Origin of the sequence: Streptomyces avermitilis MA-4680 = NBRC 14893 (assembly GCF_000009765.2) — a bacterium.
Taxonomy (GTDB): Bacteria; Actinomycetota; Actinomycetes; order Streptomycetales; family Streptomycetaceae; genus Streptomyces; species Streptomyces avermitilis.
On the sequence record NC_003155.5, the window covers coordinates 6,179,792 to 6,202,072 of the forward strand.

The 22,281-nt window shown below is 72.4% G+C and carries 14 protein-coding genes; 7 read left to right on the forward strand and 7 right to left on the reverse strand.

Annotated features, from left to right (window positions below):
• Positions 1 to 2: 2 nt before the first annotated feature.
• The 6 genes from SAVERM_RS26275 to SAVERM_RS26300 all read right to left on the reverse strand — a co-directional run bounded on the left by SAVERM_RS26275 (position 3) and on the right by SAVERM_RS26300 (position 12,842).
• Positions 3 to 2,192: a bifunctional glycosyltransferase/CDP-glycerol:glycerophosphate glycerophosphotransferase gene (locus tag SAVERM_RS26275; RefSeq protein ID WP_010986499.1), complete on the reverse strand. Its 2,190-nt coding sequence runs from the start codon at positions 2,190 to 2,192 to the stop codon at positions 3 to 5.
• A 129-nt stretch (positions 2,193 to 2,321) separates the two neighbouring features.
• A complete protein-coding gene (locus SAVERM_RS26280; protein ID WP_037651636.1) occupies positions 2,322 to 4,631 on the reverse strand; it encodes a bifunctional glycosyltransferase/CDP-glycerol:glycerophosphate glycerophosphotransferase in 2,310 nt (769 codons plus the stop codon).
• Positions 4,632 to 4,779: 148 nt separating this feature from the next.
• On the reverse strand, positions 4,780 to 5,661 hold the full coding sequence (locus SAVERM_RS26285) for a carbohydrate ABC transporter permease (protein WP_010986501.1): 882 nt from the start codon (positions 5,659 to 5,661) through the stop codon (positions 4,780 to 4,782).
• Positions 5,658 to 7,013 (reverse strand): carbohydrate ABC transporter permease, encoded by a 1,356-nt coding sequence (locus tag SAVERM_RS26290; RefSeq protein ID WP_042493600.1) that lies wholly within the window; start codon positions 7,011 to 7,013, stop codon positions 5,658 to 5,660. The genes SAVERM_RS26285 and SAVERM_RS26290 overlap by 4 nt, the downstream gene beginning before the upstream one ends.
• A gap of 18 nt (positions 7,014 to 7,031) precedes the next feature.
• Positions 7,032 to 8,408 (reverse strand): ABC transporter substrate-binding protein, encoded by a 1,377-nt coding sequence (locus SAVERM_RS26295; RefSeq protein ID WP_037651634.1) that lies wholly within the window; start codon positions 8,406 to 8,408, stop codon positions 7,032 to 7,034.
• A gap of 165 nt (positions 8,409 to 8,573) precedes the next feature.
• A complete protein-coding gene (locus SAVERM_RS26300; protein ID WP_010986504.1) occupies positions 8,574 to 12,842 on the reverse strand; it encodes an FHA domain-containing protein in 4,269 nt (1,422 codons plus the stop codon).
• A 458-nt stretch (positions 12,843 to 13,300) separates the two neighbouring features.
• Here SAVERM_RS26300 and SAVERM_RS26305 point away from each other — a divergent pair, with 458 nt between their 5' ends.
• The 4 genes from SAVERM_RS26305 to SAVERM_RS26320 all read left to right on the forward strand — a co-directional run bounded on the left by SAVERM_RS26305 (position 13,301) and on the right by SAVERM_RS26320 (position 18,775).
• Positions 13,301 to 15,022, forward strand: coding sequence for a serine/threonine-protein kinase (locus SAVERM_RS26305; protein ID WP_010986505.1), 1,722 nt, complete (start codon positions 13,301 to 13,303; stop codon positions 15,020 to 15,022).
• A 155-nt stretch (positions 15,023 to 15,177) separates the two neighbouring features.
• Complete coding sequence (locus tag SAVERM_RS26310) at positions 15,178 to 16,419, forward strand: serine/threonine-protein kinase (protein ID WP_010986506.1); 1,242 nt, start codon at positions 15,178 to 15,180, stop codon at positions 16,417 to 16,419.
• 112 nt (positions 16,420 to 16,531) lie between these two features.
• A complete protein-coding gene (gene prfB, locus SAVERM_RS26315) occupies positions 16,532 to 17,638 on the forward strand; it encodes a peptide chain release factor 2 (protein ID WP_010986507.1) in 1,107 nt (368 codons plus the stop codon).
• 306 nt (positions 17,639 to 17,944) lie between these two features.
• Positions 17,945 to 18,775, forward strand: coding sequence for a hypothetical protein (locus SAVERM_RS26320; RefSeq protein WP_010986508.1), 831 nt, complete (start codon positions 17,945 to 17,947; stop codon positions 18,773 to 18,775).
• A gap of 123 nt (positions 18,776 to 18,898) precedes the next feature.
• Here SAVERM_RS26320 and SAVERM_RS26325 read toward each other — a convergent pair whose 3' ends face one another.
• On the reverse strand, positions 18,899 to 19,090 hold the full coding sequence (locus SAVERM_RS26325; RefSeq protein ID WP_037651631.1) for a hypothetical protein: 192 nt from the start codon (positions 19,088 to 19,090) through the stop codon (positions 18,899 to 18,901).
• Positions 19,091 to 19,397: 307 nt separating this feature from the next.
• Here SAVERM_RS26325 and ftsE point away from each other — a divergent pair, with 307 nt between their 5' ends.
• The 3 genes from ftsE to SAVERM_RS26340 all read left to right on the forward strand — a co-directional run bounded on the left by ftsE (position 19,398) and on the right by SAVERM_RS26340 (position 22,271).
• Positions 19,398 to 20,087, forward strand: coding sequence for a cell division ATP-binding protein FtsE (gene ftsE, locus SAVERM_RS26330; RefSeq protein WP_010986509.1), 690 nt, complete (start codon positions 19,398 to 19,400; stop codon positions 20,085 to 20,087).
• A 29-nt stretch (positions 20,088 to 20,116) separates the two neighbouring features.
• Positions 20,117 to 21,034 (forward strand): permease-like cell division protein FtsX, encoded by a 918-nt coding sequence (ftsX, locus tag SAVERM_RS26335; protein ID WP_010986510.1) that lies wholly within the window; start codon positions 20,117 to 20,119, stop codon positions 21,032 to 21,034.
• A gap of 67 nt (positions 21,035 to 21,101) precedes the next feature.
• Positions 21,102 to 22,271 (forward strand): S41 family peptidase, encoded by a 1,170-nt coding sequence (locus SAVERM_RS26340; protein WP_010986511.1) that lies wholly within the window; start codon positions 21,102 to 21,104, stop codon positions 22,269 to 22,271.
• Positions 22,272 to 22,281 lie beyond the last annotated feature (10 nt).

The window sequence follows — 22,281 nt, forward strand, 5'->3', positions numbered from 1 at the left end:
GGTCAGCTCCTCACGAGGGCCGGGGCCGGGGTGCGCTCGGCGAGCGGGACGACGGGCGGGATCGCCTGCGGCGGCTGGCCGAGCAGCACCCGCCGTACGACCCGTTCGGCGGCCCGGCCGTCGTCGAACTGGCAGAAGCGCTCACGGAACCGGGCGCGCAGCACGGCCGACCCGGCGTCCGCGTACGATCCGTCGGCGAACAGGCCGGCCAACTCCTCGGGGGTACGCGCCACGTGCCCGGGCGGGCCCTCCAGCAGGTCGAAGTAGACGCCCCGCGTCTCCCGGTAGACCTCCCAGTCGTCCGCGTACACGACGATCGGGCGGTCCAGGTTGGCGTAGTCGAACATGATCGACGAGTAGTCCGTGATCAGCGCGTCGGCGGCCAGACAGACGTCCTCGGAGGAACGGTGCCGGGTGACGTCGATGATCCGGCCGCCGCCCCCGCGGTCGCCCTCGTCGTAGAAGTAGTGGGCGCGCAGCAGTACGACGAAGTCCTCGCCGAGCGCCTCGCAGAACGCCTCCAGGTCCAGCCGCGCCTCGAAGCCCGCGCTGTGGTCGCGGTGGGTGGGCGCGTACAGGAGGGCCGTCTTGCCGTCCGGGACGCCGAGTTCGCGCCGGACGCGGGCGACGTCGTCGGCGGTCGCCGTGTAGTAGACGTCGTTGCGCGGATAGCCGTATTCGAGGGCTTCCCAGGTGCCGGGAAAGGCCCGTTCCCACATCTCGGTGGAGTGGCGGTTGGCGGAGAGGTTGTAGTCCCAGCGGTCCACGCGGGTCAGCAGCTTGGCGAAGCTGCCGGTCGCCGCCGCCACCACCGGGTACGTCGACTGGTCGACGCCCATCTTCTTCAGCGGGGTGCCGTGCTGGGTCTGGAGGTGCACGCTGCCGGGGCGCTTGACGACCCCGTCGGCGAAGTTGGCGTTGTTGATCAGGTACTTGGCGCGCGCCAGCACGTCCCAGTACCCCTGGCTCCCGATGACCGCGTGCTCGACACCGGGCGGCAGCTCGCCCACCGCGTCCGCCTCGACCAGGAACACCGACCGCAGATGCGGGGCGAGTTCGCGGGCCTTGGCGTGGATCGCGGCCGGGTTGCAGGCGTAGCCGCGGCCCCAGTACGCGCAGTACACGGCGAGGTTCTCGTCGAGCGGGCGGCGCAGCCCCAGGGCGTACCGGGTGCGGGTGCGCGGCATCCGCGGGCGCGGGATCCGTTCCGCTGCCTTCGCCACGCTCCGGTTGGCGCCGCGCAGGGCCCAGAACGCGCTGTACGCACCGGCCGCCAGCAGCCGGTGCTGCACCCCGACGCTGCCCGGCGGCGGCTGGAAGGCGGCCGGGCGATGCCGCCGGTAGAGCCGCCCCGCCCGCCGGAAGAAGGCACGCCGGCGACGGGCGGGCAGCCGCTCGGGACGGGCGGCCGTCTTCAGGACCGCGGCGAACAGCTGTCCGAACAGCGGCCCCGACCGGTAGGCCGGCAGGCCCAGTTCGGCGGCACGGGTGAGCACCAGGTCGATCTGGTCGAGGAGTTCGAGCTGGTGCTCACCCGGCACGGCGAGCCGGCTGCCCTGCCGTCGCAGCAGATGCCGTACGCACACCGAGCGCAGCAGGGCGACCCGCTCGGCGGCGAGCGTGACCAGGCCGCCCCAGCCGATGTCGGTGAACAGGCCCGCGGGGAAGGCGAGCCGGTGCTCCGTGACGAACGCGCGGCGGTAGGCGGCGCTCCAGGCCGGGAGGGTGACGCCGGTCAGGTGCGGGGCCTCGGCGGGGGCGAAGGCGCCGTGCGGGGCCCGGCCGAGCGGGGGCGTGTTCGTCTTCTCGGCCTCCCACCAGTGGACCCGCTCGTGGCCGAAGTACACGGCGTCCACCTCGCCGGTCTCCTTCAGGCGCGCGTCGAGCGCGGCCAGTGCGCCCGGCGCGAGGACGTCGTCGCCGTCGAGGAACAGCAGATACGTGCCGGTCGCCGCCGCGAGGCCGGTGTTGCGCGCCGCGCTCAGCCCGCCGGAGGGCGGTGACACGACCGGGACCACGCGGGCGTCCCGCCCGGTGTACTCGGCCACGACCGCACCCGCCGGGGAACCGGGGGCGTCGCGGACCGGGATCAGCTCGAAGTCGCCGAAGGACTGGGTGAGGACCGAGTCCAGCGACCGGGACAGACGGCCGGCTACGTCATGGGTGGGGACGATGATGCTGAAGCGGGGCATTCCGGTCTCTCTGTCGGGGGCTCATTTCTCACCGGGGTGCTGATGGGTGCTGATCCGCGGGTCAGCGGCCCGGTCGTCCGAAGGGGCGCCGGCTGACGACGGGGGTTCCCCTGTTCGAGCGAAGGTGCTTCACGGACTGTCGACGACGGGGACGGGACCGGCCGGGTGCGGCACCGTCGCGAGCGGCGGCCTCGCCAGAGCCGCCGCGGCCGACGGGACGGGATGGCGCCCGGCCAGCGGCACGACCGGCGGCAGACCCGTCGCCCCGCCGTCGCCCTCGCTGTTCCTTTCGCCTTCCCTTGCGCCTTCGCCGAGCACGATCCGGCGCACCACCCGCTCGGCGGCGCGCCCGTCGTCGTACGGGCAGAAACGCGCGCGGAACGCGGCACGCAGCTGCGCCGCACGCGAGCCGCGCCAGTGGCCGGTGGCGAAGATGTCGATCAGCTCCTCCTCGGTGCGGGCGACCGCGCCCGGCGGGAAGGCGCGCAGGTCGAAGTAGGTGCCGCGGGCCGCCTCGTACGCCTCCCAGTCGTCCGCGTACACGACGATCGGGCGGTCCAGATTGGCGTAGTCGAACATCAGGGACGAGTAGTCGGTGACCAGCGCGTCCGAGGCCAGGCACAGGGACTCGACGCTCGGATGGCCGCTCACGTCGATCAGACGGGCGCCGTCGGAGCGGGTGAGGGGCGCGCCGTACGAGGGGTGCGCGCGGGTCAGCACCACATAGCGCGGGCCGAGCTGCCGCAGGACGCGTTCCAGGTCGAGGAGGTGGCGCTGGGAGCGGCGGTAGTCGCGGTACGTCGGCGCGTACAGGATCGCCACCGAGCCGTGCGGGATGCCGAGCGACTCGCGCAGCCGGGTCACGTCCGCCGAAGTCGCCTGCTGGAAGCGGTCGTTACGGGGCTGGCCGTACTCCAGCGTGGTGAACCCGGACGGGAAGACGCGCTCCCATACAAGGGTGGAGTGGCGGTTGGCGGACAGGCAGTAGTCCCACTGGTCGGCGCCGCGCAGCACCTGGGCGAAGTCCGTGTCGCGGGCCGCCGCCGGCCGGTCCTGGAGGTCGAGACCCATGCGCTTGAGCGGGGTCCCGGCGTGCGTCTGGATCACGATCTGGCCGGGGCGCTTGCGCAGCCGGCGGTCGAAGTCGGCGTTGCTGACCAGGTACTTGGAGCGGGCGAGCGCCGTCCAGTACGCGGCCGAGCCGGGCCGCACCCGGCGCGTCGCGGCCGGGACGGTGTGGTGGTGCTCGGGGCGCGCGATCCACGCCGTGCGGATGTGCGGCGCGAGCGTGCGGAACGCGGCCTCCAAGGCGCCCGGGTTGCAGCCGTGACCCTGCCCCTGGTGGCTGGCGAAGACGGCACGGTCGGCGCGCACGGGCAGCCGGCGCTGGAGGCGGTAGTGCGCCTGGAGCGCGACGCCGGCCAGGCGGCCGAGGACGGCGGTGGCCGACCGCGCGGTGCGGACGCGGGTGCGGGAGGCCAGGGACAGCAGACGGTAGGTGCGGTGGCTGCCCAGGCGGACGAGGACGTGCCGCAGCCGGAACCGGGGACGGGCCGGGGGACCCGGGGTGCGGTGGCGGCGGTAGTGGGCGCGGGCCCGGCGCAGGAACTCGGCGTGGCTGCCGCGCGGCAGCCGGCCGCGCCGGGTGAACACCGTCGCCACATGGTCGACCATGCGGCGGAACAGCACCGGCCGCCAGTGCGCCAGTTCGGGATGCCCGTCGAGATACGCGAAGACCCGGTCGTACTGGCCGAAGATGTCGAAGTGCCCCCGGCCGGTGGTGCCGAGGATGTTGCCCCGGCGGCGCTGGCGGTAGTGGACGCAGACCCGGTCGAGGGTGGCGACCGTCTCCGCGGCCATCAGCGCCGGATACGTCCAGGGCGTGTCCTCGTAGAGGCCGGGCGGGAACGTGAAGCCCTCGCGCTCGACGAACTCCCGGCGGTACGCCTTGTTCCAGACCACCATCAGGACGTTGAGCAGGCCCGGACGGTCGTCGAGGCGGAACGGCGCCGGACCCTGCTCGGTGAGCTGCCCCGCCTCCCGGTTGCGGACGGTCTCGCCCGACCAGAACGTGCGCGCGTAGTCGTAGACCAGGACGTCCGGTTCGGAGGTCTCCTTGATCCGGTCGGCGACGGCCTGGAGTGCGCCCGGCGTCAGGCTGTCGTCGGCGTCCAGGAAGATCAGGTAGTCGCCGGTGGCCTCGGCCAGGGCCGCGTTGCGGGCCCGGCCCAGACCCGTGTTCTGTGGCAGGTGGACGGGCCGTACCCGGGTGTCACGGGCCGCGAACTCGTCGATGATCGCGCCGCAGGCGTCGGGTGAGCAGTCGTCGACCGCGATCAGTTCGAGGTCCGGGAAGGACTGCTCCAGCACGGATTCGAGGCACTCATGCAGGTACGCCTGAACCTTGTACGCGGGGACGATGACACTGAACCTGGGCAACGGACATCCATGGGTCGGCGCGGGCATCTGCCCGGAAACGGCCGAAGGGGTGATCCGGTTACGCCAGATGTGGCATCCGGGGGACGCCGGGGCGCAGGCAGGGGCGGACCGGTCGCCGGCCCGCCCCTGTGACGGCGCACAGGACGCGTTACTTCACCGCGCCCGCCATCACCCCGGACACGAACTGCCGCTGGAACGCGAAGAACACGGCCAGCGGGATCACCATCGAGATGAACGCGCCCGGCGCCAGGATCTCGATGTTGCTGCCGAACTGCCGCACCTGCTGCTGGAGGGCGACCGTCAGCGGCTGCGAGCTGGAGTCCGAGAAGACCAGGGCGACCAGCATGTCGTTCCACACCCACAGGAACTGGAAGATCCCCAGGGACGCGATGGCCGGCGCGCCCAGCGGCAGCACCACGGTCGCGAACAGCCGTGCCTCGCCCGCCCCGTCGAGACGCGCCGCCTCCAGCAGCTCCCGCGGGATCTCCGCGAAGAAGTTGCGCAGCAGGAAGATGGCGAACGGGAGCCCGAAGCCGACATGGAAGAGGACCACGCCGATGATGTCGCCGAAGATCCCGACCTTGCCGAAGAGATCGGAGAGCGGGATCAGCGCCACCTGCACCGGCACCACGAGCAGCGCCACCACCACCATGAACCACCAGTCGCGGCCCTTGAAGTCCATCCACGCGAAGGCGTAGCCGGCCATCGCGCCGATGACGACGACGAGCAGGGTCGCCGGCACCGTGATCCAGACGGTGTTGAACAGGGCGTGCGTGACGTCACCGTTCTCCAGGAGCGACCGGTAGCTCTTCGCGGTCAGCTGAGAGGGGGCCGTGAAGACCTTCCACCAGCCCGAGGCGGCGATGTCGGTCGGTTCCCGGAACGACGAGACCAGCAGACCGAACGCGGGCACCAGCCAGAACAGGGCGACCAGCAGGAGGAAGACGCGCAGCACGCCGCCCGCCGCACCGCTCGCCACCCGGGCGGCCAGGGACCGCTTGGCACGTACGGAGGTGTCGAGGGCGCTCACCGCTCGCGCTCCTTCCTCAGACGGCGGAGGTTGACGAACATCACCGGCAGGACGAGCAGCAGCAGGATGACGCCGATCGCGCTGCCCACGCCGTAGTTGCCGCCGCCGCCGAAGGACGACAGGAACAGTTGCAGGGCGAGGACGTTGGCGTCGTCCTGGGTGGGCTGCGGCGCGATGATGTAGACCAGGTCGAAGATCTTCATCACGTTGATCATCAGCGTGACGAGGACGACGACCAGGACCGGCGCGAGCAGCGGCACCGTGACCTTCCGGAACACCTGCCACTCGTTGGCGCCGTCCACCCGGGCGGCCTCCAGGAGATTGCGGTCCACCCCGGCCAGGCCCGCCGCGATCAGCACCATCGCGAAGCCCGCCCACATCCACACGTACGAGCCGATGATGGCCGGGGTGACCAGGGTCGGGCCGAGCCAGTCGACGCCGTTGTAGGGCGCGGCGAAGTTCGAGCCGGGCAGGCGCAGCCGGGCTCCGTCGGCCCGGTCCGGCAGGCTGAACGTGCCGTCGGCGCCGCTCCGCGCGGAGGCGACCACCGTGCCGTCCTTGACCGCCTCGACCGTGACCCCCTTCAGCGCCTTCTCGCCCGGGTCGACCTTGCCCTTGGTGCCGCCCCCGCCGAGCTTGAAGTCCAGCCAGACGGTGCCGGTGACGCCGCTGCCCGACGGCTCCTCGGCGTCCGCGGGAGTGCCGGGGAGCCTGTTCGGCGCTATGCCGACGAGGGGGAGCAGGGCCGGGGTGCCCGCGTGGACCGTCCCCGTCGTGGTGAAGGAGCCGCCGCTGGACGCCTTCAAGTCGCTGACCTGGGCGTTCGGGCGGGCCTTCGGATAGACGGAGGAGTCCACGAACGCGTCGTGCACGGAGGTGACGACCGCGTTGGCGACGCCCTGGTTCGGATCCTGCTCGTACACCAGCCGGAAGATGATGCCGGCGGCGAGCATGGAGATCGCCATCGGCATGAAGACGATCAGCTTGAACGCCGTTCCCCAGCGCACCCGTTCGGTCAGCACGGCGAAGATCAGGCCGAGGACCGTGACGATCGCCGGGGCGACCGCCACCCAGATCGCGGTGTTGCGGACCGCGGTCAGGGTCCGGCTGTCGGTGAAGATCTCGCCGTAGTTCTGGAGGCCTACGAAGCCCGAGCCGTCGGCGTCGTACAGGCTGCGCCAGACCGAGTACCCGATCGGGTAGACCACGAGCGCGCCGAGCAGCACCAGCGCGGGCAGCAGGAACAGCACCGCCACCCACAGCCTGGTCCCGGTCACGCTCTTGCGCGGGGCGGCGGAGGAGACCGGCGGCGGTGCGCCGGCGCCCTCCGCCTTCGCTACCGAAGACGACATGTCCTGGTGTCCGCGCCGTCAGCTGTTCTTGTACGCCTTGGCGGCGTCGGCCTCCAGCTTGCGCTGGGTGCCCGCGACGTCCTTCGGGTTCTTCAGGAAGTCCTGGAGGTCCTTCCACTCGCCGACGCCCTGGGTGCCGCCGAACGCGGCCGGGGCCTGGTCGGACATGTCGAACCGGAAGTCGTCGCCCGCCGCGAGCAGCGCCTTCGCGATGTCCCGCGTCACGGCGTCCTTGTACGTGGCCGTGTCCATCGCCTTGTTGGGCGAGATGACGCCGCCCTGCGCCGCCCAGATCTCGGCCGCGTCGGTCGAGGCGAGGAAGGTCATCAGCGCCTGGGCGCCCGCACCGCCCTTCAGCGCCACGGCCACGTCACCGCCGCTGACCACCGGCGCCTTCGCGCCGGCCGCCGGGAACGGGAAGACCTTCGCGTCCGTGCCGACCTTCGCCTTGGTGTCGGCGTTGATGTTCGCCGTCACGAAGTCGCCCTCGAAGACCATCGCGGCCGGGGTGTCACCGGAGAACGTCTGGGTGACCGACTTCGGGAACTCCGTCTGGAGCGCGCCGGAGCGGCCGCCCGCGATCAGGTCGTCCTTGCCCCACAGCTGGGCGAGCGTGGTGAGCGCCTCCTTGACCGAGGGATCCGTCCACTTGATCTTGTGGGCGGCGAGCTGGTCGTACTTCTCCGGACCGGCCTGGGAGAGGTAGATGTTCTCGAACCAGTCGGTGAGCGTCCAGCCGTCGGCGCCGCCGATGGAGACGGCGGGAGAGCCCGCGTCGGACAGGGTCTGGGCCGTGGCGAGGAAGTCCTTCCACGTCTTGGGCATCCTGGTGATGCCCGCCGCGTCGAAGGCCTGGGTGTTGTACCAGACGAGGGACTTGTTGGCGGCCTTCACATAGGCGCCGTACTGCTTGCCCTTGTACGCCCCGAGGTCCTTCCAGCCGGTGGAGAAGTTCTTGTCGAGCTGGGCCTGGGCGTCGGCGCCGAGGGGCTTGAGCCAGCCCTTGTCGGCGAACTGGTGCAGCACGCCCACCTGGGGGAGGAACGCGACGTCCGGCGGCTTGCCGCCCTCGATCTTGGTACCGAGGAAGGTGGAGGTGTTGTTGCCGGTGGGTACGAAGTTGACCTTGGCGCCGGTGCGCTTCTCGAACTCGTCCAGCACCTTGGTGAAGTTCTTCTGCTCCGGGCCGGTCCAGACGGCGGCCACTTCCAGCGTCTGTCCGTCGAGCTTGGGCAGCTGAACGGTGGCGCCGCTTTCTTTGCCGCCGCTGCTCTCGGTGGTGTCGTCGCTCTTCTTGTCGCTGCTGCCGCATCCGGTGAGCGTGAGCGCGAGTGCGGCGGATACGACGGCTGCTGCGGCTTGGGCGGACCTGCGGGTACGAGCTGTGCTGCGCATGATTGCCCCGTTCATCGTTCCTCGTCGAACGTCCGAGCGGTGTCCCGTGCGCTCTGGTCTACGCCCCGGGCGACGGGGGCGGCAAGAGCGCCCGCAGTGTCAACCGGGTGATCGTGACCGCGTCGTGACGTACGGTGAGGCGGGCCGGGGCGCCTGGGGGCGGACTCACAGCAGCGACGGCACCTCCGTGGCCGATACCGAGCGTGCCGCGCGCTCCAGGGCGCTGGCCAGCAGGGCCAGGTCCGTCGGGCCGTTGCCGAGCTCGCGGACGGGGCGGCGGGCGGGCGGGTCGCCCATGCGATGCCATTCGAGGGGGACGACCGTGGGGCGGAGGGTGGCCGTGCGGGGGATGCGGCCCGTGACCCGGCCCCCCTGGAAGGGGATCACCCGGCCGTCCGCGAAGGTCAACTGGCCCCGCCCCGGCGCCGGTTCGTCGACGCCCGGCGACACCGCCTCCAGGGTGATCCGCAGCGCGGCCGCCCGGGCCGGCTCCGTCTGAGCCGTACGCCCCTCGAGGCTCGATGCGGTGACCAGATGCACCCCGAGCCGCTCGCCCTCCCGGGCCACCGCCTCCAGCGCCCGTACGACCGAACCGGCCGCGGGCCGTCCCGGTGACCCGAGGGCGGGCGACAGCAGCGCGTCCAGGTCGTCGACCACCACGACGAGCCGGGCCGGCGGCCCGGATTCCGTACGCTCCCGGGTCGCCGCCGGGCGCAGCCGCAGCGTCGAACTCGGGGGCGTGTCCAGGTCCGCGGCGCCGGCCGGGTCGGACGTGCCGGGGGCGCCGGGCGCGCCTGGGGCACCGGACGTGCCCGGGTCCCTGGGCGCGGGCCGTATGCGCGACGTCCGCTGCGGGACGATCCGGGCCGGCACCGCGCGCTGCGCATGCCACTCCGCGAAGCCGAGCCGCCCGAGCAGCTCGGCCCGCCGCTTCAGCTCGGCGCTCAGCGACTGGGCGAACTCCCGCATGCGAACCGGGTCGTTGGCGGCGAGGTGCGTGGTGACATGCGGCAGGTCCGTACAGACGCGCAGCCCGTCGCCGGCGCCCGCCCCGTGCGCACCGCGGTCCCGCCCGTCTATGAGGACGATCCCCAGCCGGTCGGGACGCTCCGCCGCGGCCAGCGACGCGGCCAGGGCCCGCAGCAGCTCCGTACGCCCGCTGCCCGCCGGTCCCTCGATCAGCAGATGCGGGCCCTCGGCGACGAGGTCCACGCCCACCGGTCCACGCGGCCCCGCGCCCAGCACCGCCGCCGCCCGCCCGCCGCGCGTCTCCGGGTCGTCCGCCGCGTCCGCCCAGCGTGCCATCAGCGAAGCCGGGGTGGCGCGGGCGAGTCCCAGCTCGTCCAGCAGCCGCGCCGCCTGGGGCAGCGGCGCGGACACGCGCGCGTGCCGGTCCCCGCTGCCGTCCGTACGCAGGGGAGCCAGCGCCCGCGCGAACCGCTCGGCCCACGCCGAGGAGACGGCGTCGACGGCGGCCACCGTGCCGTGTCCCACGGGGCCCCGGTGCGCGCGGGTCGCGGAACCGTGGTCGGCGCGCCCGGCCGGGGCACGGTCCAGGGAGTCGCGCAGCGCCCGTCCGGTGTGGTCGTGATGCGTCCGCTCGTCCGCGCCCGGGCCGGAGCGCGGACGAGGCGCACCGGCACCGGCGGAGCCGTGGCGGCCGCGCGTGGCGGCCGTGTCCCGGGTGTGTCCGGCGTCCGGCCCCTGGCTCTGACCCGTGGCCGGGCCCCGCGCATGATCTGTGGTCGGCCTCTGTCCCTGCCTCTGTCCCTGCTCCTGGCCTTGCTCCTGGCCTTGCTCCTGTGCGTGACGGGGCGGTTCGCCCGGCGCGACCCGCAGCAGGCGCAGCGCCGTGGCCACGTCACCGCTGAGCAGGGCCACGGCCCCGCACTCCCGGAACGCCGGCGAGACCGCGCACGCCGCCTCGTACGTCTCCGTCACCGGCGACGAGGGCGAGGCGGCCGCCGTCTCGGCCAGGCAGATGACATGTATCCCGGCCTGCGCTCCGTCCTGCACGAGGCGCACCACGGCCTCCCGCACATCGGCGCCGCCGGGATCGCCGTCCACGATCACCACGGTGTACGGGCCCGTGAACGTGTCGTCGCCGTCCTGCTGGTCGTCCCGCGCCCAGGAGGGACGACGGGCCCCGCCGCGCAGGGCGGTGTCCGGTGTGTCCGCCGGACGGGGGAGGTCCTGGGGTGCGTTACGCGTGTGGTCCGTGTCCGCCAGGTGGTCCTCCAGGCGGCGCAGCAGTTCGTCCGTGCGGGCGGCGGTCTGGTCGCGGTCGTACGCCAGCAGCAGGCGGCAGTCCTGGCCGTGGGCCGGTTTGAGATGGGGCAGCCAGCCGAGCCAGGACCACTCGGCGGTGCGCTCCTCCACCGGACGGGACCGGTCCCCGCTGATCAGCACGATCTCCAGGGTGTCGGGGGAGTGCAGCGCGGCGAGCTGCGCCACGACGGCGCGGGCCAGCCCGGCGAGACGCGCCCGCGGGCCGGCCAGGCCCAGCGCGCCGGCCTCGCGCAGCCCGGCGGTCACGGGCACCGCGGGCAGCAGTCCCGAACCGTCCGGCGCCGTCCGGTCGGCCGTGCCCAGCCGCACCGTGAGCGCCTCCGGGTGTCCCGGCCCGCGCTCCCACAGCCGCGGGCCCGGCCCGAGCGCCGTCAGCAGCAGGGCCGCCGGGTCCGGCCACTTCTCCGGCGCCTGCGCCCCGGTGACCGCAGGCTCCGGCACCCGGGCCGTGTCCTCGTCGTACGCCTGAGGCCCGTCCCCGGCCGGCTCCCCGCGCCCGCCGGTCAGCCGCCGCGCCCACGCGGAGAACCCCCCGCGCCTGCGCGCGCCCTGCGGCACGTCGGTGCCCCGCAGCGGGGTCCCTTTGCGGGGGCCCGCACCAGGGATCCCACCACGTAGGTCATCCGGTCCCGGCACCTCACCGGGACGCGCGCCGTACCCCTCGCGGGGGCCACGGTCGGGCCCCTCAGCGGAACCTAGAGGATGCCCGTCACCGGGGCCCTGTCCGGGAACGCCGCCGGAATCGTGGCCGGAACCTCGGCCGGGAACGTCGCCGGGACCGCGATCCGGCGCGTCGCGGCGGCCTCGGCCGTGTGCTTCACCGGGACCTCGGCCGTGCCCCTCACCGGGACCCCGGCCGTGTGCTTCACCGTGTCCATGGCCCGGAACCCCACCGGGGCCTTGGCCCGGCACCTCGCGGCGGCCCCGGTCGCGCCCCTCGCCGGGGCCTTGGCCGGGAAGGTCACGGGGGTCTCGGCCGGGTACGTCCCGGGCGTTTCCCCCGCGCAGGTCACGGGTGTCCGCGCCGGGAACGTCACGGGGCCTTCCGGCAGAAGCCCCGCCGGGCCCGGCGACGGGCCGCCCGTCCGGGCCCGTGCCGCCCGACTCCGGCGTCCGCCTGCTCTCGATCCGGGGGGCGCCGCCCTGCCCCGGCACGACCGGTGCGGGAAAACGGGGCTCCACGGGGCCGTGCTCCTGGGCGCCCGGGGCACCTCCCGCGGGGGCGCTAGGGGCGCCCCCCGCGGCACCCCATGCCGAGGCCCCGAAGGCGTGGTGCGTCTCACCCGAGGGGCGGCCGTCCCCGGAGGCGGCGGCCGACGCGCCGCCGGATGGCGCGCCCCGCCCCGCCCCGCCACCCCCGCGCGCGTGCGGAACGGCCCACACCGGGCGCCGTACCTCCGGAAGCCCCCGCGCCCCGCCCGGCCCCCACGCGAGCCGGAACCCACCGAGACCAGGCGCACCCCCGTCGGTCACCCGGACATGCCCCTCGCCGTCCGGGGCCGTACCGACCGCTTCCACACCGCCCGGCGGAGCCAGCCGCAGCGCCGATTCGCCGAGCCGCAGCAGCGCCCCCGGTGCGAACCGCACCGCGCGGTCGCCCACCCGCCTGCCGTCCAGCGTCGTACCGTTCGTCGAGCCGAGGTCGGCGACCGAGACACGGCCGTCCTCGGCGACCGTGACCGCGCAGTGCAGCCGGGAGACGTCCGGGTCGTCCAGCGGGACATCCGCGTCGGCGGACCGGCCGATCTGGATCTGCCCCCCGTGCAGCAGATGGACCCCGCCCGCGTCGGGCCCCGCCACCACATGCAGCTCGGCCGTGACAGCGGCCACGTCGGGACCCGGCTCCACGGGCGCGCCCAGCGACAGCACCGCACCGTCCGTCAGCGGCGGCTCGCCCAGCGTGCAGCGCTGCGCGTCGAGCCGCTCGGCTCCCGCGTACAGCACCACCGGACCGCCCCCGCTCTCGCGGCTCCGCTCGGGCTGGGCGGCACCCCCGTCGCCCGCGACCGCCGAGGCCAGGCCCGACGCCACCGCGGCCAGCGCCGTCCCGGCGGGCGCGGTGACCAGCACATCGCAGCTCGCGGCACGCGCCCGCGGCTCCGAGGGCGGCCCCAGCGGATCTACGACGGTCAGCCGGATCTGCATCGCCGTCAGCGGTCCCTTCTGCACGGGCGCCCGCACGACGGAGACGAAGCCGCACCGCGATCCCCCACCGCGGACTTCCCCCACCGCACACGAGCACGTCGGCCAGTAACTGGAGGCATCCTCGCACCTGCCACTGACAACCCGCCCCCCACCCACCGACAAGTGATCTTGATTGGTCGGCTCTGCCCGCAAAAGTGCCTGACCAGTGCCCGACCGGCGTCCGCTTGAGATCGGTCACGCCCGGCTCCGGCAACCAAGTGCCGGCAACCGGCGTCTTTCCACCGAACATCTGAGAAGTCCGTGCGAAGTCCTCCGCGCAGCCCTTCGGGAAGCACAGGTCCCCTCGGGAAGCACAGGCCGACGACAGCCCGGTGCCAGGTTCTGCGGCACTACAGTGGGTCGGAACACCTGTAGCAGGGTGGACGGACCAGGCAAGCAAGCAACAAGGAGCGCATGACGTGCGGCCAGTAGGGAGCAAGTACCTCCTTGAGGAGCCGCTTGGACGGGGCGCCACGGGCACCGTCTGGCGGGCTCGTCAGCGCGAGACCGCGGGCGCCGAGGCCGCCGTCGCGGGCCAGCCGGGCGAGACCGTGGCGATCAAGGTCCTCAAGGAGGAGCTCGCGAGCGACGCGGACGTCGTCATGCGGTTCCTGCGGGAGCGTTCCGTCCTGCTGCGCCTGACCCACCCGAACATCGTGCGGGTGCGGGACCTCGTGGTCGAGGGCGACCTGCTGGCGCTCGTCATGGACCTCGTGGACGGGCCCGACCTGCACCGCTACCTCCGCGAGAACGGGCCCTTCACGCCCGTCGCCGCCGCCCTGCTGACCGCCCAGGTCGCCGACGCGCTCGCCGCCAGCCACGCCGACGGGGTCGTGCACCGCGACCTCAAGCCCGCGAACGTCCTGCTCAAGCAGGACGGCGGCCAGATGCACCCGATGCTCACCGACTTCGGCATCGCCCGACTGGCCGATTCCCCCGGACTCACCCGGACGCACGAGTTCGTGGGCACGCCCGCGTACGTCGCGCCCGAGTCGGCCGAGGGGCGCCCGCAGACCTCCGCCGTCGACATCTACGGCGCCGGCATCCTGCTGTACGAGCTGATCACGGGGCGTCCGCCGTTCGCCGGCGGGTCCGCCCTCGAAGTGCTGCACCAGCACCTGAGCGCCGAGCCCCGCCGGCCCTCGACCGTTCCCGACCCGCTGTGGACGGTCATAGAGCGCTGCCTGAGCAAGAACCCCGACCGGCGGCCCAGCGCCGAGAACCTCGCGCGCGCACTGCGCGTCGTCGCCGGGGGCGTCGGCGTGCACGCGAGTGCCGCGCAGATCGCCGCCGCGGAGGGCGTCGGGGCGCTGCTGGCCCCCGATCCGACACCCGCCACGGTGCCCGGCGTGCCCGGCGCGGCCGACCCCACGCAGGTGCTGCCCCAGGGCGCGGGCGCGTACGACCCGAACGCGGCGACCAGCTTCCTGCCGCACACCTCGGGCGACGCCGACCCCACCTCCGTCCTGCCGCACCGCGGCGCCGCCGATCCGACCGCCGTCATGCCGCCGGTGCCGCAGCACCAGCCCGGCGGGCCGAACGGGCAGTCCGGGCCCGAGGAGCCGCACCCCTGGCAGAACCAGCTGCGCGCGGCCCGCGATCGCAACGAGCAGACGCAGGTCCAGTCGTATCTCGACCCGAGTGAGGACCCGCTGCGCCGCCGGCCCCAGCGGCAGGTCGCGCGGCCGCAGCAGCAGCCCCAGCAGCAGCCCGGGCCCGGGTACGGGTATCCGCAGCAGCAGCCCCAGCAGTACGCGCCTCAGGGGCAGCCGCAGCGGCAGCCCCGACGCCAGCCCCAGCCCCAGCAGTACGCCCCCGCGCCGCAGCAGCAGCCGCAGCGGCAGCCTCAGCGGCACCAGCCGCAGCCGCGGCAGCCCGCGCCGCGGCCTGAGCCCGAGCCGCGACAGCCGCGCCAGCGCGGTGCCAACCCGATGAAGATCCCGGGGCTCGGCTGCCTCAAGGGATGCCTGTTCACCGTCATCATCCTGTTCGTCGCCGGGTGGCTGGTCTGGGAGCTGAGTCCCCTTCAGGAGTGGATCGGGACGGGCAGGGGGTACTGGAGTGAGCTCAGCCACTGGTTCAACAAGGTGAGCGGGTGGATCGGCGATCTGGGCGGGGGCTCGGACAAAACCAGCAACTAGCAACCGGCTCCCCGCAGTCAGCGACAAAAACCCCAAGAGCTCACCGACTCTGGGGATTTGTCGACATCTGATGGGTGATTTCCGTCTCCGCGGTGAAGGTTGGCTCTTCCGGCGCGTAGTTTTAGCGACAACACGCGTCCCCTGTAGGAGCAGTCTTGGCACGGAAGATCGGTAGCCGGTACACCGCGAACCAGATCCTGGGGCGGGGCAGCGCCGGCACGGTGTGGCTGGGCGAGGGACCCGAAGGGCCCGTCGCCATCAAGCTGCTGCGTGAGGACCTCGCGTCCGACCAGGAGCTCGTAGGGCGTTTCGTCCAGGAGCGGACCGCGCTGCTCGGCCTCGACCATCCGAACGTGGTCTCGGTGCGCGATCTCGTCGTCGACGGCAATGACCTCGCGCTCGTCATGGATCTCGTCCGCGGTACGGATCTGCGGACCCGGCTCGACCGGGAGCGGCGGCTGGCCCCCGAGGCGGCGGTCGCGATCGTGGCCGACGTCGCGGACGGCCTGGCGGCGGCGCACGCGGCGGGTGTGGTGCACCGGGACGTGAAGCCGGAGAACGTGCTGCTCGACATGCAGGGGCCGCTCGGACCCGGGGGCTCGCACCCCGCGCTGCTGACCGACTTCGGGGTCGCGAAGCTGATCGACTCACCGCGGCGGACCCGGGCGACGAAGATCATCGGCACTCCGGACTATCTCGCGCCGGAGATCATCGAGGGCCTGCCGCCGCGGGCGTCGGTGGACATCTACGCGCTGGCGACGGTGCTGTACGAGCTGCTGGCCGGGTTCACGCCGTTCGGCGGCGGACACCCGGGGGCCGTACTGCGGCGGCACGTCACGGAGACCGTGGTGCCGTTGCCGGGTATCCCCGAGGAGCTGTGGCAACTGCTCGTGCAGTGCCTGGCGAAGGCACCGGCGTCGCGCCTGCGGGCCTCGGAGCTGGGGGCGCGGCTGCGGGAGCAGCTGCCGTTGCTGGCCGGGATGCCGCCGCTGGATGTGGACGAGCCGGACACGGAGCCGGAGGAAGAGTCGCCGGAGGCGGAGGACCCGCCGGGCGAGACGGTGACGGGAGCGCGGGTCCGGCGGGGGTCCGTGCCGCTGGTACCGGGAGCCAAGCCGGACTCCAACCGGGACACGCACACGTCGATGCGGGTGCCGGGGCCCGATGAACTGGCGGGCGGGGCGCGGGGCACGGCTCGCGCGCCGCGCACGCCCGGCGCGCCGCGACCGGGGTCGGCCCGGCACCGGGCGACCGCGCGGCGGCGGCGGATCACGCTGGGGGTGGCCGCGGTCGTGCTGGTGGTCGCGGCGGCGGTCGGCACGTGGGCCGCCACATCCGGGGACGACGCGGGGGCGACTCCGTCGGACACGAGGAATTCGGCGCCGGAGTCTCCGTGAGGCGGTGCGTCGGCGGGGCCGGCACGGCCCCGCACGCCGGTGGGCGTCCGCGGGCCGTCCCGCACGGGGACGAGGGGCGAGCCCCGCTTGTCGTAGCCGTTACGCTGGAGGCGTGGCAGTCGTCGATGTATCCGAAGAGCTCAAGTCCCTCTCCTCGACCATGGAGTCGATCGAGGCCGTTTTGGACCTCGACAAGCTGAGGGCAGACATCGCCGTGCTCGAGGAGCAGGCGGCCGCGCCGTCCCTGTGGGACGACCCCGAGGCGGCGCAGAAGATCACCAGCAAGCTCTCCCACCTCCAGGCGGAGGTGCGGAAGGCCGAGGCCCTGCGCGGCCGGATCGACGACCTCAGCGTCCTCTTCGAGATGGCCGAGGAGGAGGACGACCCGGACACCCGCGCCGAGGCCGAGTCCGAGCTCACCGCCGTCAAGAAGGCACTGGACGAGATGGAGGTCCGGACGCTGCTCTCCGGGGAGTACGACTCCCGCGAGGCCCTCGTGAACATCCGGGCGGAGGCCGGTGGCGTCGACGCCGCCGACTTCGCCGAGAAGCTGCAGCGCATGTATCTGCGCTGGGCCGAGCAGCGCGGGTACAAGACCGAGATCTACGAGACGTCGTACGCCGAAGAGGCCGGCATCAAGTCCACGACCTTCGCCGTCCAGGTGCCGTACGCGTACGGGACGCTGTCGGTGGAGCAGGGCACGCACCGGCTCGTGCGGATCTCCCCCTTCGACAACCAGGGGCGTCGGCAGACCTCCTTCGCGGGTGTCGAGATCCTTCCCGTGGTGGAGACCACCGACCACATCGAGATCGACGAGTCCGAGCTGCGGGTGGACGTCTACCGGTCCTCCGGCCCCGGCGGCCAGGGCGTGAACACCACCGACTCCGCGGTGCGCCTCACCCACCTGCCCACCGGCATCGTCGTCTCCTGCCAGAACGAGCGGTCGCAGATCCAGAACAAGGCGTCCGCGATGAACGTCCTCCAGGCCAAGCTGCTCGACCGGCGCCGGCAGGAGGAGCAGGCCAAGATGGACGCCCTCAAGGGCGACGGCGGCAATTCCTGGGGCAACCAGATGCGGTCGTACGTCCTGCACCCGTACCAGATGGTCAAGGATCTGCGGACCGAGTACGAGGTCGGCAATCCGGAGGCCGTTTTCAACGGTGAGATCGAAGGGTTCCTCGAGGCCGGGATTCGCTGGCGCAAGCAGCAGGAGAAGTAACGCGGCTCGGTCGAGCCGCTTTGTCGACATGACAACTGCCGTCCCATGGACGGCAGTTGTGTCGTTTGTGGGGGTGGATGTCTGGGTTTTACGTCACACTCACAGACCGCTCTGTCCGGCAAATGATCACTTACCTGACATCCCGTGCGTAACAGCCTTGACGTTGCTTTGAAAAATGGGAATGGTGGCGCGTGGCATGCGCATTACTGGGGTGCATGTGAACCGGGGGGCTTTCTGAACCATCCCCGTTGATCGCGGCCCCGGGCGCTGCTCCATTGACGATGAGCTACTGGGGGTAGCAGCCAAATGACGAAGAAGACGCGGATCCGCGTCGCGCGAATAGCCGCGGGTGCCGTGATCGCCGCGGGTGCCTCACTGACCGCCGCAGGTGCCGCTTCCGCTCTCGGCGTCGGTGTCGGCGTCGGTATCGGTGAGGGCGGGGTGTCCGCCGATGTCAGCGTGACGACCGCGGGCGACGCCGACGGCGGCACCTCCGACGGTGGCACCTCGGTGGGTGTGACCGACGGCGGTACCTCGGCCGGTACGACCGACGGCGGCACCACGGACGGCGGCACCACCGACGGTGGTACGACCGACGGCGGCACCACGGTGGGTGCGACCGACGGCGGCGGCGTCAGCATCGGTGGCACCACTGACGGTGGTACGACGGACGGCGGCACCACTGACGGTGGTACGACCGACGGCGGCACCACTGACGGTGGTACGACGGACGGCGGCACGACCGATGGTGGTACGACGGACGGCGGCACCACTGACGGTGGCAGCACCGACGGCGGCAGCACCGACGGCGGCAGCACCGATGGTGGCAGCACCGATGGTGGCAGCACCGACGGTGGCAACACCGACGGTGGCAACACCTCCGGTGGTTCCTCCACCGGCGGTACCGACACCGACGGCGGCGGCAACAAGCCGGTCGAGCAGGGCAAGGGCTCCTCGGCCCTGACCGACACCGGCTCGGACACGTCCGCCCAGGGCAAGAGCGACGGTGAGCTGGCGGAGACCGGTGCCGGCGAGACCGCGTTCCTGCTGATCGGCGCCGCCACGATGATCGCCGGCGGTATCGGCTTCCGGATGCTGCCGCGCCTCGTGAACGGTCGCGGCGCAGCTGCCGCCTGACCTGATCGACACAGCGCATGAAGAAGGGCCCGGAGCAGCCGCTCCGGGCCCTTCTCATACGCCCTGTACGCGCCCCGTACCCGCCTTGAGCGGGCTGTGTGGGCTGTGTGGCTTCCGGCGGCCCTACGCCGTCTGGTGGGCCAGCAGTGCCAGCGCCGCGATCAGCACGGCGAGCAGCGCGATCAGCGCCATCGGGTTCAGTCCCGCGAAGGGGCCCTCCTGCTGGAGCCGCTCCCGGTTCGCACGGCAGACAGGGCAGCGGCCCTCACTGACGGGCGCCGCGCAGTTAGCGCACACCAATCGGTCGTACGTCATGCGCTCGCCCTCCTTGCGCCGTTTCCGGTTACACAACGCTTCGGGGAACGCAACCGTTCCCCACTCCACTGTGCCAGGTTCCGCGGATTTCGGCGCGGCTCGCCTTATCCTGCCCCGTTCCGGCGGGTGTGAGGCCTGAAAGATGCGCCGACGATGTCCCGAAGGAGCTCTTCGAAATCGCCTCTGTGACCCTTCAGAGCCATGACAAAACGCGCAAGCCTCGCGCAACCGTGTACGCCGACTGCGCTCGCACTCCCGGTTCGCGTATGGTCACGCTCACCTACCCCCGGCGACCCGTGGTGCATCCGTGATCCGATTCGACAACGTCTCCAAGGTCTACCCCAAGCAGACCCGCCCCGCTCTCAGGGATGTCTCCCTGGAGGTCGAGCGCGGCGAGTTCGTGTTCCTCGTGGGGTCCTCCGGCTCCGGAAAGTCCACCTTCCTGCGGCTGATCCTCCGCGAGGAGCGGTGCAGTCACGGTCAGGTGCACGTCCTGGGCAAGGACCTCGCGCGCCTCTCCAACTGGAAGGTGCCGCAGATGCGGCGGCAGCTGGGGACCGTCTTCCAGGACTTCCGTCTCCTGCCCAACAAGACGGTCGCCGAGAACGTCGCCTTCGCCCAGGAGGTCATCGGCAAGTCGAAGGGCGAGATCCGCAAGTCCGTGCCCCAGGTGCTCGACCTCGTCGGGCTCGGCGGCAAGGAGGACCGGATGCCCGGCGAGCTGTCCGGCGGTGAGCAGCAGCGCGTCGCGATCGCCCGGGCCTTCGTCAACCGGCCCAAGCTCCTCATCGCCGACGAGCCGACCGGCAACCTCGACCCGCAGACCTCCGTCGGCATCATGAAGCTGCTCGACCGCATCAACCGCACGGGCACGACCGTGGTGATGGCGACCCACGACCAGAACATCGTGGACCAGATGCGCAAGCGCGTCATCGAGCTGGAGAAGGGCCGACTCGTCCGCGACCAGGCGCGCGGCGTGTACGGCTACCAGCACTGACGATCCACGGAAAGGTTTGACCAGACGCCATGCGCGCCCAGTTCGTTCTGTCGGAGATCGGTGTCGGTCTCCGTCGCAATCTGACGATGACCTTCGCGGTCGTCGTCTCGGTGGCCCTCTCCCTCGCCCTGTTCGGCGGTTCGCTCCTGATGAGCGACCAGGTGAGCACGATGAAGGGCTACTGGTACGACAAGGTCAACGTCTCGATCTTCCTCTGCAACAAGAGCGACGCGGAGTCCGACCCCAACTGTGCCAAGGGGGCGGTCACCACCGAGCAGAAGAAGCAGATCAAGAGCGACCTCGACAAGATGCCCGTCGTCGAGAAGGTGACGCCCGAGTCGGCCGACGACGCGTACAAGCACTACAAGGAGCAGTTCGGCGACTCCCCGCTGGCCAGCTCGCTCACCCCGGACCAGATGCAGGAGTCCTTCCGCATCAAGCTGAAGGACCCCGAGAAGTACCAGGTCATCGCGACCGCCTTCGACGGCCGTGACGGTGTGCAGTCGGTGCAGGACCAGAAGGGCATTCTCGACAACCTCTTCGGACTGCTGAACCTGATGAACCGGGCGGCGCTCGCGCTGATGGCGCTCATGCTGATCGTCGCCCTGCTGCTGATCGTCAACACCGTGCGCGTCTCGGCGTTCAGCCGCCGCCGGGAGACCGGCATCATGCGGCTCGTGGGCGCCTCCGGCTTCTACATCCAGGCGCCGTTCATCATGGAGGCGGCCGTCGCGGGTCTGATCGGCGGTGGTGTGGCCTGCCTCTTCCTGGTCGTCGGCCGCTACTTCACCATCGACCACGGCATGGCTCTGTCCGAGAAGCTGAACCTGATCAACTTCGTGGGCTGGGACGCCGTGCTGACCAAGCTGCCGCTGATCCTCGCCGCGAGTGTGCTGATGCCCGGGCTCGCCGCGTTCTTCGCGTTGCGCAAGTACTTGAAGGTGTGACGCACGCCAAGGGGGCCGTACGGGCAACAGACCGTACGGCCCTTCGTGTTGTCCTAGACTCACCGGCATGTCAGGCCCCGACCCGTTCTGTGAACCCCGCCGCTTCGGCCGCGGGGCGGCCCTGACGTTGCTCTTCGCGAGCGTCCTCGTGGCGGGCGCCGCGACCGGCTCGTTCGACGAACCGGACGACTCCGGCCGGAAAGCCTCCTCCGCCCGCCCGGCCCCGGCGAGCCACCGCGAGGACGTCGCCGAGGCGGCCGCCGAGGCCGCGGCCGACGGCAAGTCCCCCGTGGAGGCCGCCGAGCGCGCGGTCAGCCGCAGCGGCGACCGCTGGGGCGCCGTCTACTCCCAGGGCGAGTACGAGGAGTTCGAGGAGGCCCTCGACGGCCAGTACACCGGCGTGGGCCTGTGGGCCCGGCGCGAACGTGACGGCCGTATCGAGGTGAGCCGGGTGCAGTCCGGCTCGCCCGCGGCCGCCGCCGGGATCCGCGAGGGTGACCGGCTGCGCACCGTCGACGGCGAGAACGTCGCGGGCAAGCCCGTCACCGATGTCGTCTCCTTACTGCGCGGCGACGCCGGCGACGCGGCCGCCGGCACCCGGGTCCGGCTCGGCCTGGCGCGCGGCACGCACGCGTGGGACGAGACCGTGCGCCGCGCCCGCCTGTCCACCGACCCCGTCACCGTGCGCAGGCTCGCCGACGACGTCACCGTGATCAAGGTCGCCGCGTTCACCAAGGGCTCCGGCGACCGCGTACGGGCCGCCGTGGCCGACGCGCCCCACGCCGACGGGATCGTCCTCGACCTGCGGGGCAACTCCGGCGGACTGGTCACCGAGGCGGTCACCGCCGCGTCCGCCTTCCTCGACGGCGGCCTGGTGGCGACGTACGACGTCAACGGTGAGCAGTGCGCCCTGCACGCCGACTCCGGCGCCGACACCACGCGGCCCCTGGTCGCACTGGTCGACGGCGGCACGATGAGCGCGGCCGAGCTGCTCACCGGCGCTCTCCAGGACCGCGGGCGCGCGGTCGTCGTGGGCACCAGGACCTTCGGCAAGGGCTCGGTCCAGATGCCGAGCCGGCTGCCCGGCGGCTCCGTCGCCGAGCTGACCGTGGGGCACTATCGCACCCCCTCCGGCCACAGTGTCGACGGCCGCGGCATCACCCCCGACCTGGAGGCGGACACGGAGGCGCTGGAGCGGGCCGGGACCGTGCTGAGCGGTCTCGGAGATCCTTCGTAATCGGCTTTCC

Excerpts from the sequence above, each read along its gene's own strand:
- SAVERM_RS26300 (WP_010986504.1), bottom strand. The coding sequence starts at position 12,842 with ATGCAGATCCGGCTGACCGTCGTAGATCCGCTGGGGCCGCCCTCGGAG.
- SAVERM_RS26340 (WP_010986511.1), top strand. The coding sequence starts at position 21,102 with ATGTCAGGCCCCGACCCGTTCTGTGAACCCCGCCGCTTCGGCCGCGGG.
- SAVERM_RS26320 (WP_010986508.1), top strand. The coding sequence starts at position 17,945 with ATGACGAAGAAGACGCGGATCCGCGTCGCGCGAATAGCCGCGGGTGCC.
- SAVERM_RS26290 (WP_042493600.1), bottom strand. The coding sequence starts at position 7,013 with ATGTCGTCTTCGGTAGCGAAGGCGGAGGGCGCCGGCGCACCGCCGCCG.
- SAVERM_RS26325 (WP_037651631.1), bottom strand. The coding sequence starts at position 19,090 with ATGACGTACGACCGATTGGTGTGCGCTAACTGCGCGGCGCCCGTCAGT.
- ftsX (WP_010986510.1), top strand. The coding sequence starts at position 20,117 with ATGCGCGCCCAGTTCGTTCTGTCGGAGATCGGTGTCGGTCTCCGTCGC.
- SAVERM_RS26275 (WP_010986499.1), bottom strand. The coding sequence starts at position 2,192 with ATGCCCCGCTTCAGCATCATCGTCCCCACCCATGACGTAGCCGGCCGT.
- SAVERM_RS26295 (WP_037651634.1), bottom strand. The coding sequence starts at position 8,408 with ATGCGCAGCACAGCTCGTACCCGCAGGTCCGCCCAAGCCGCAGCAGCC.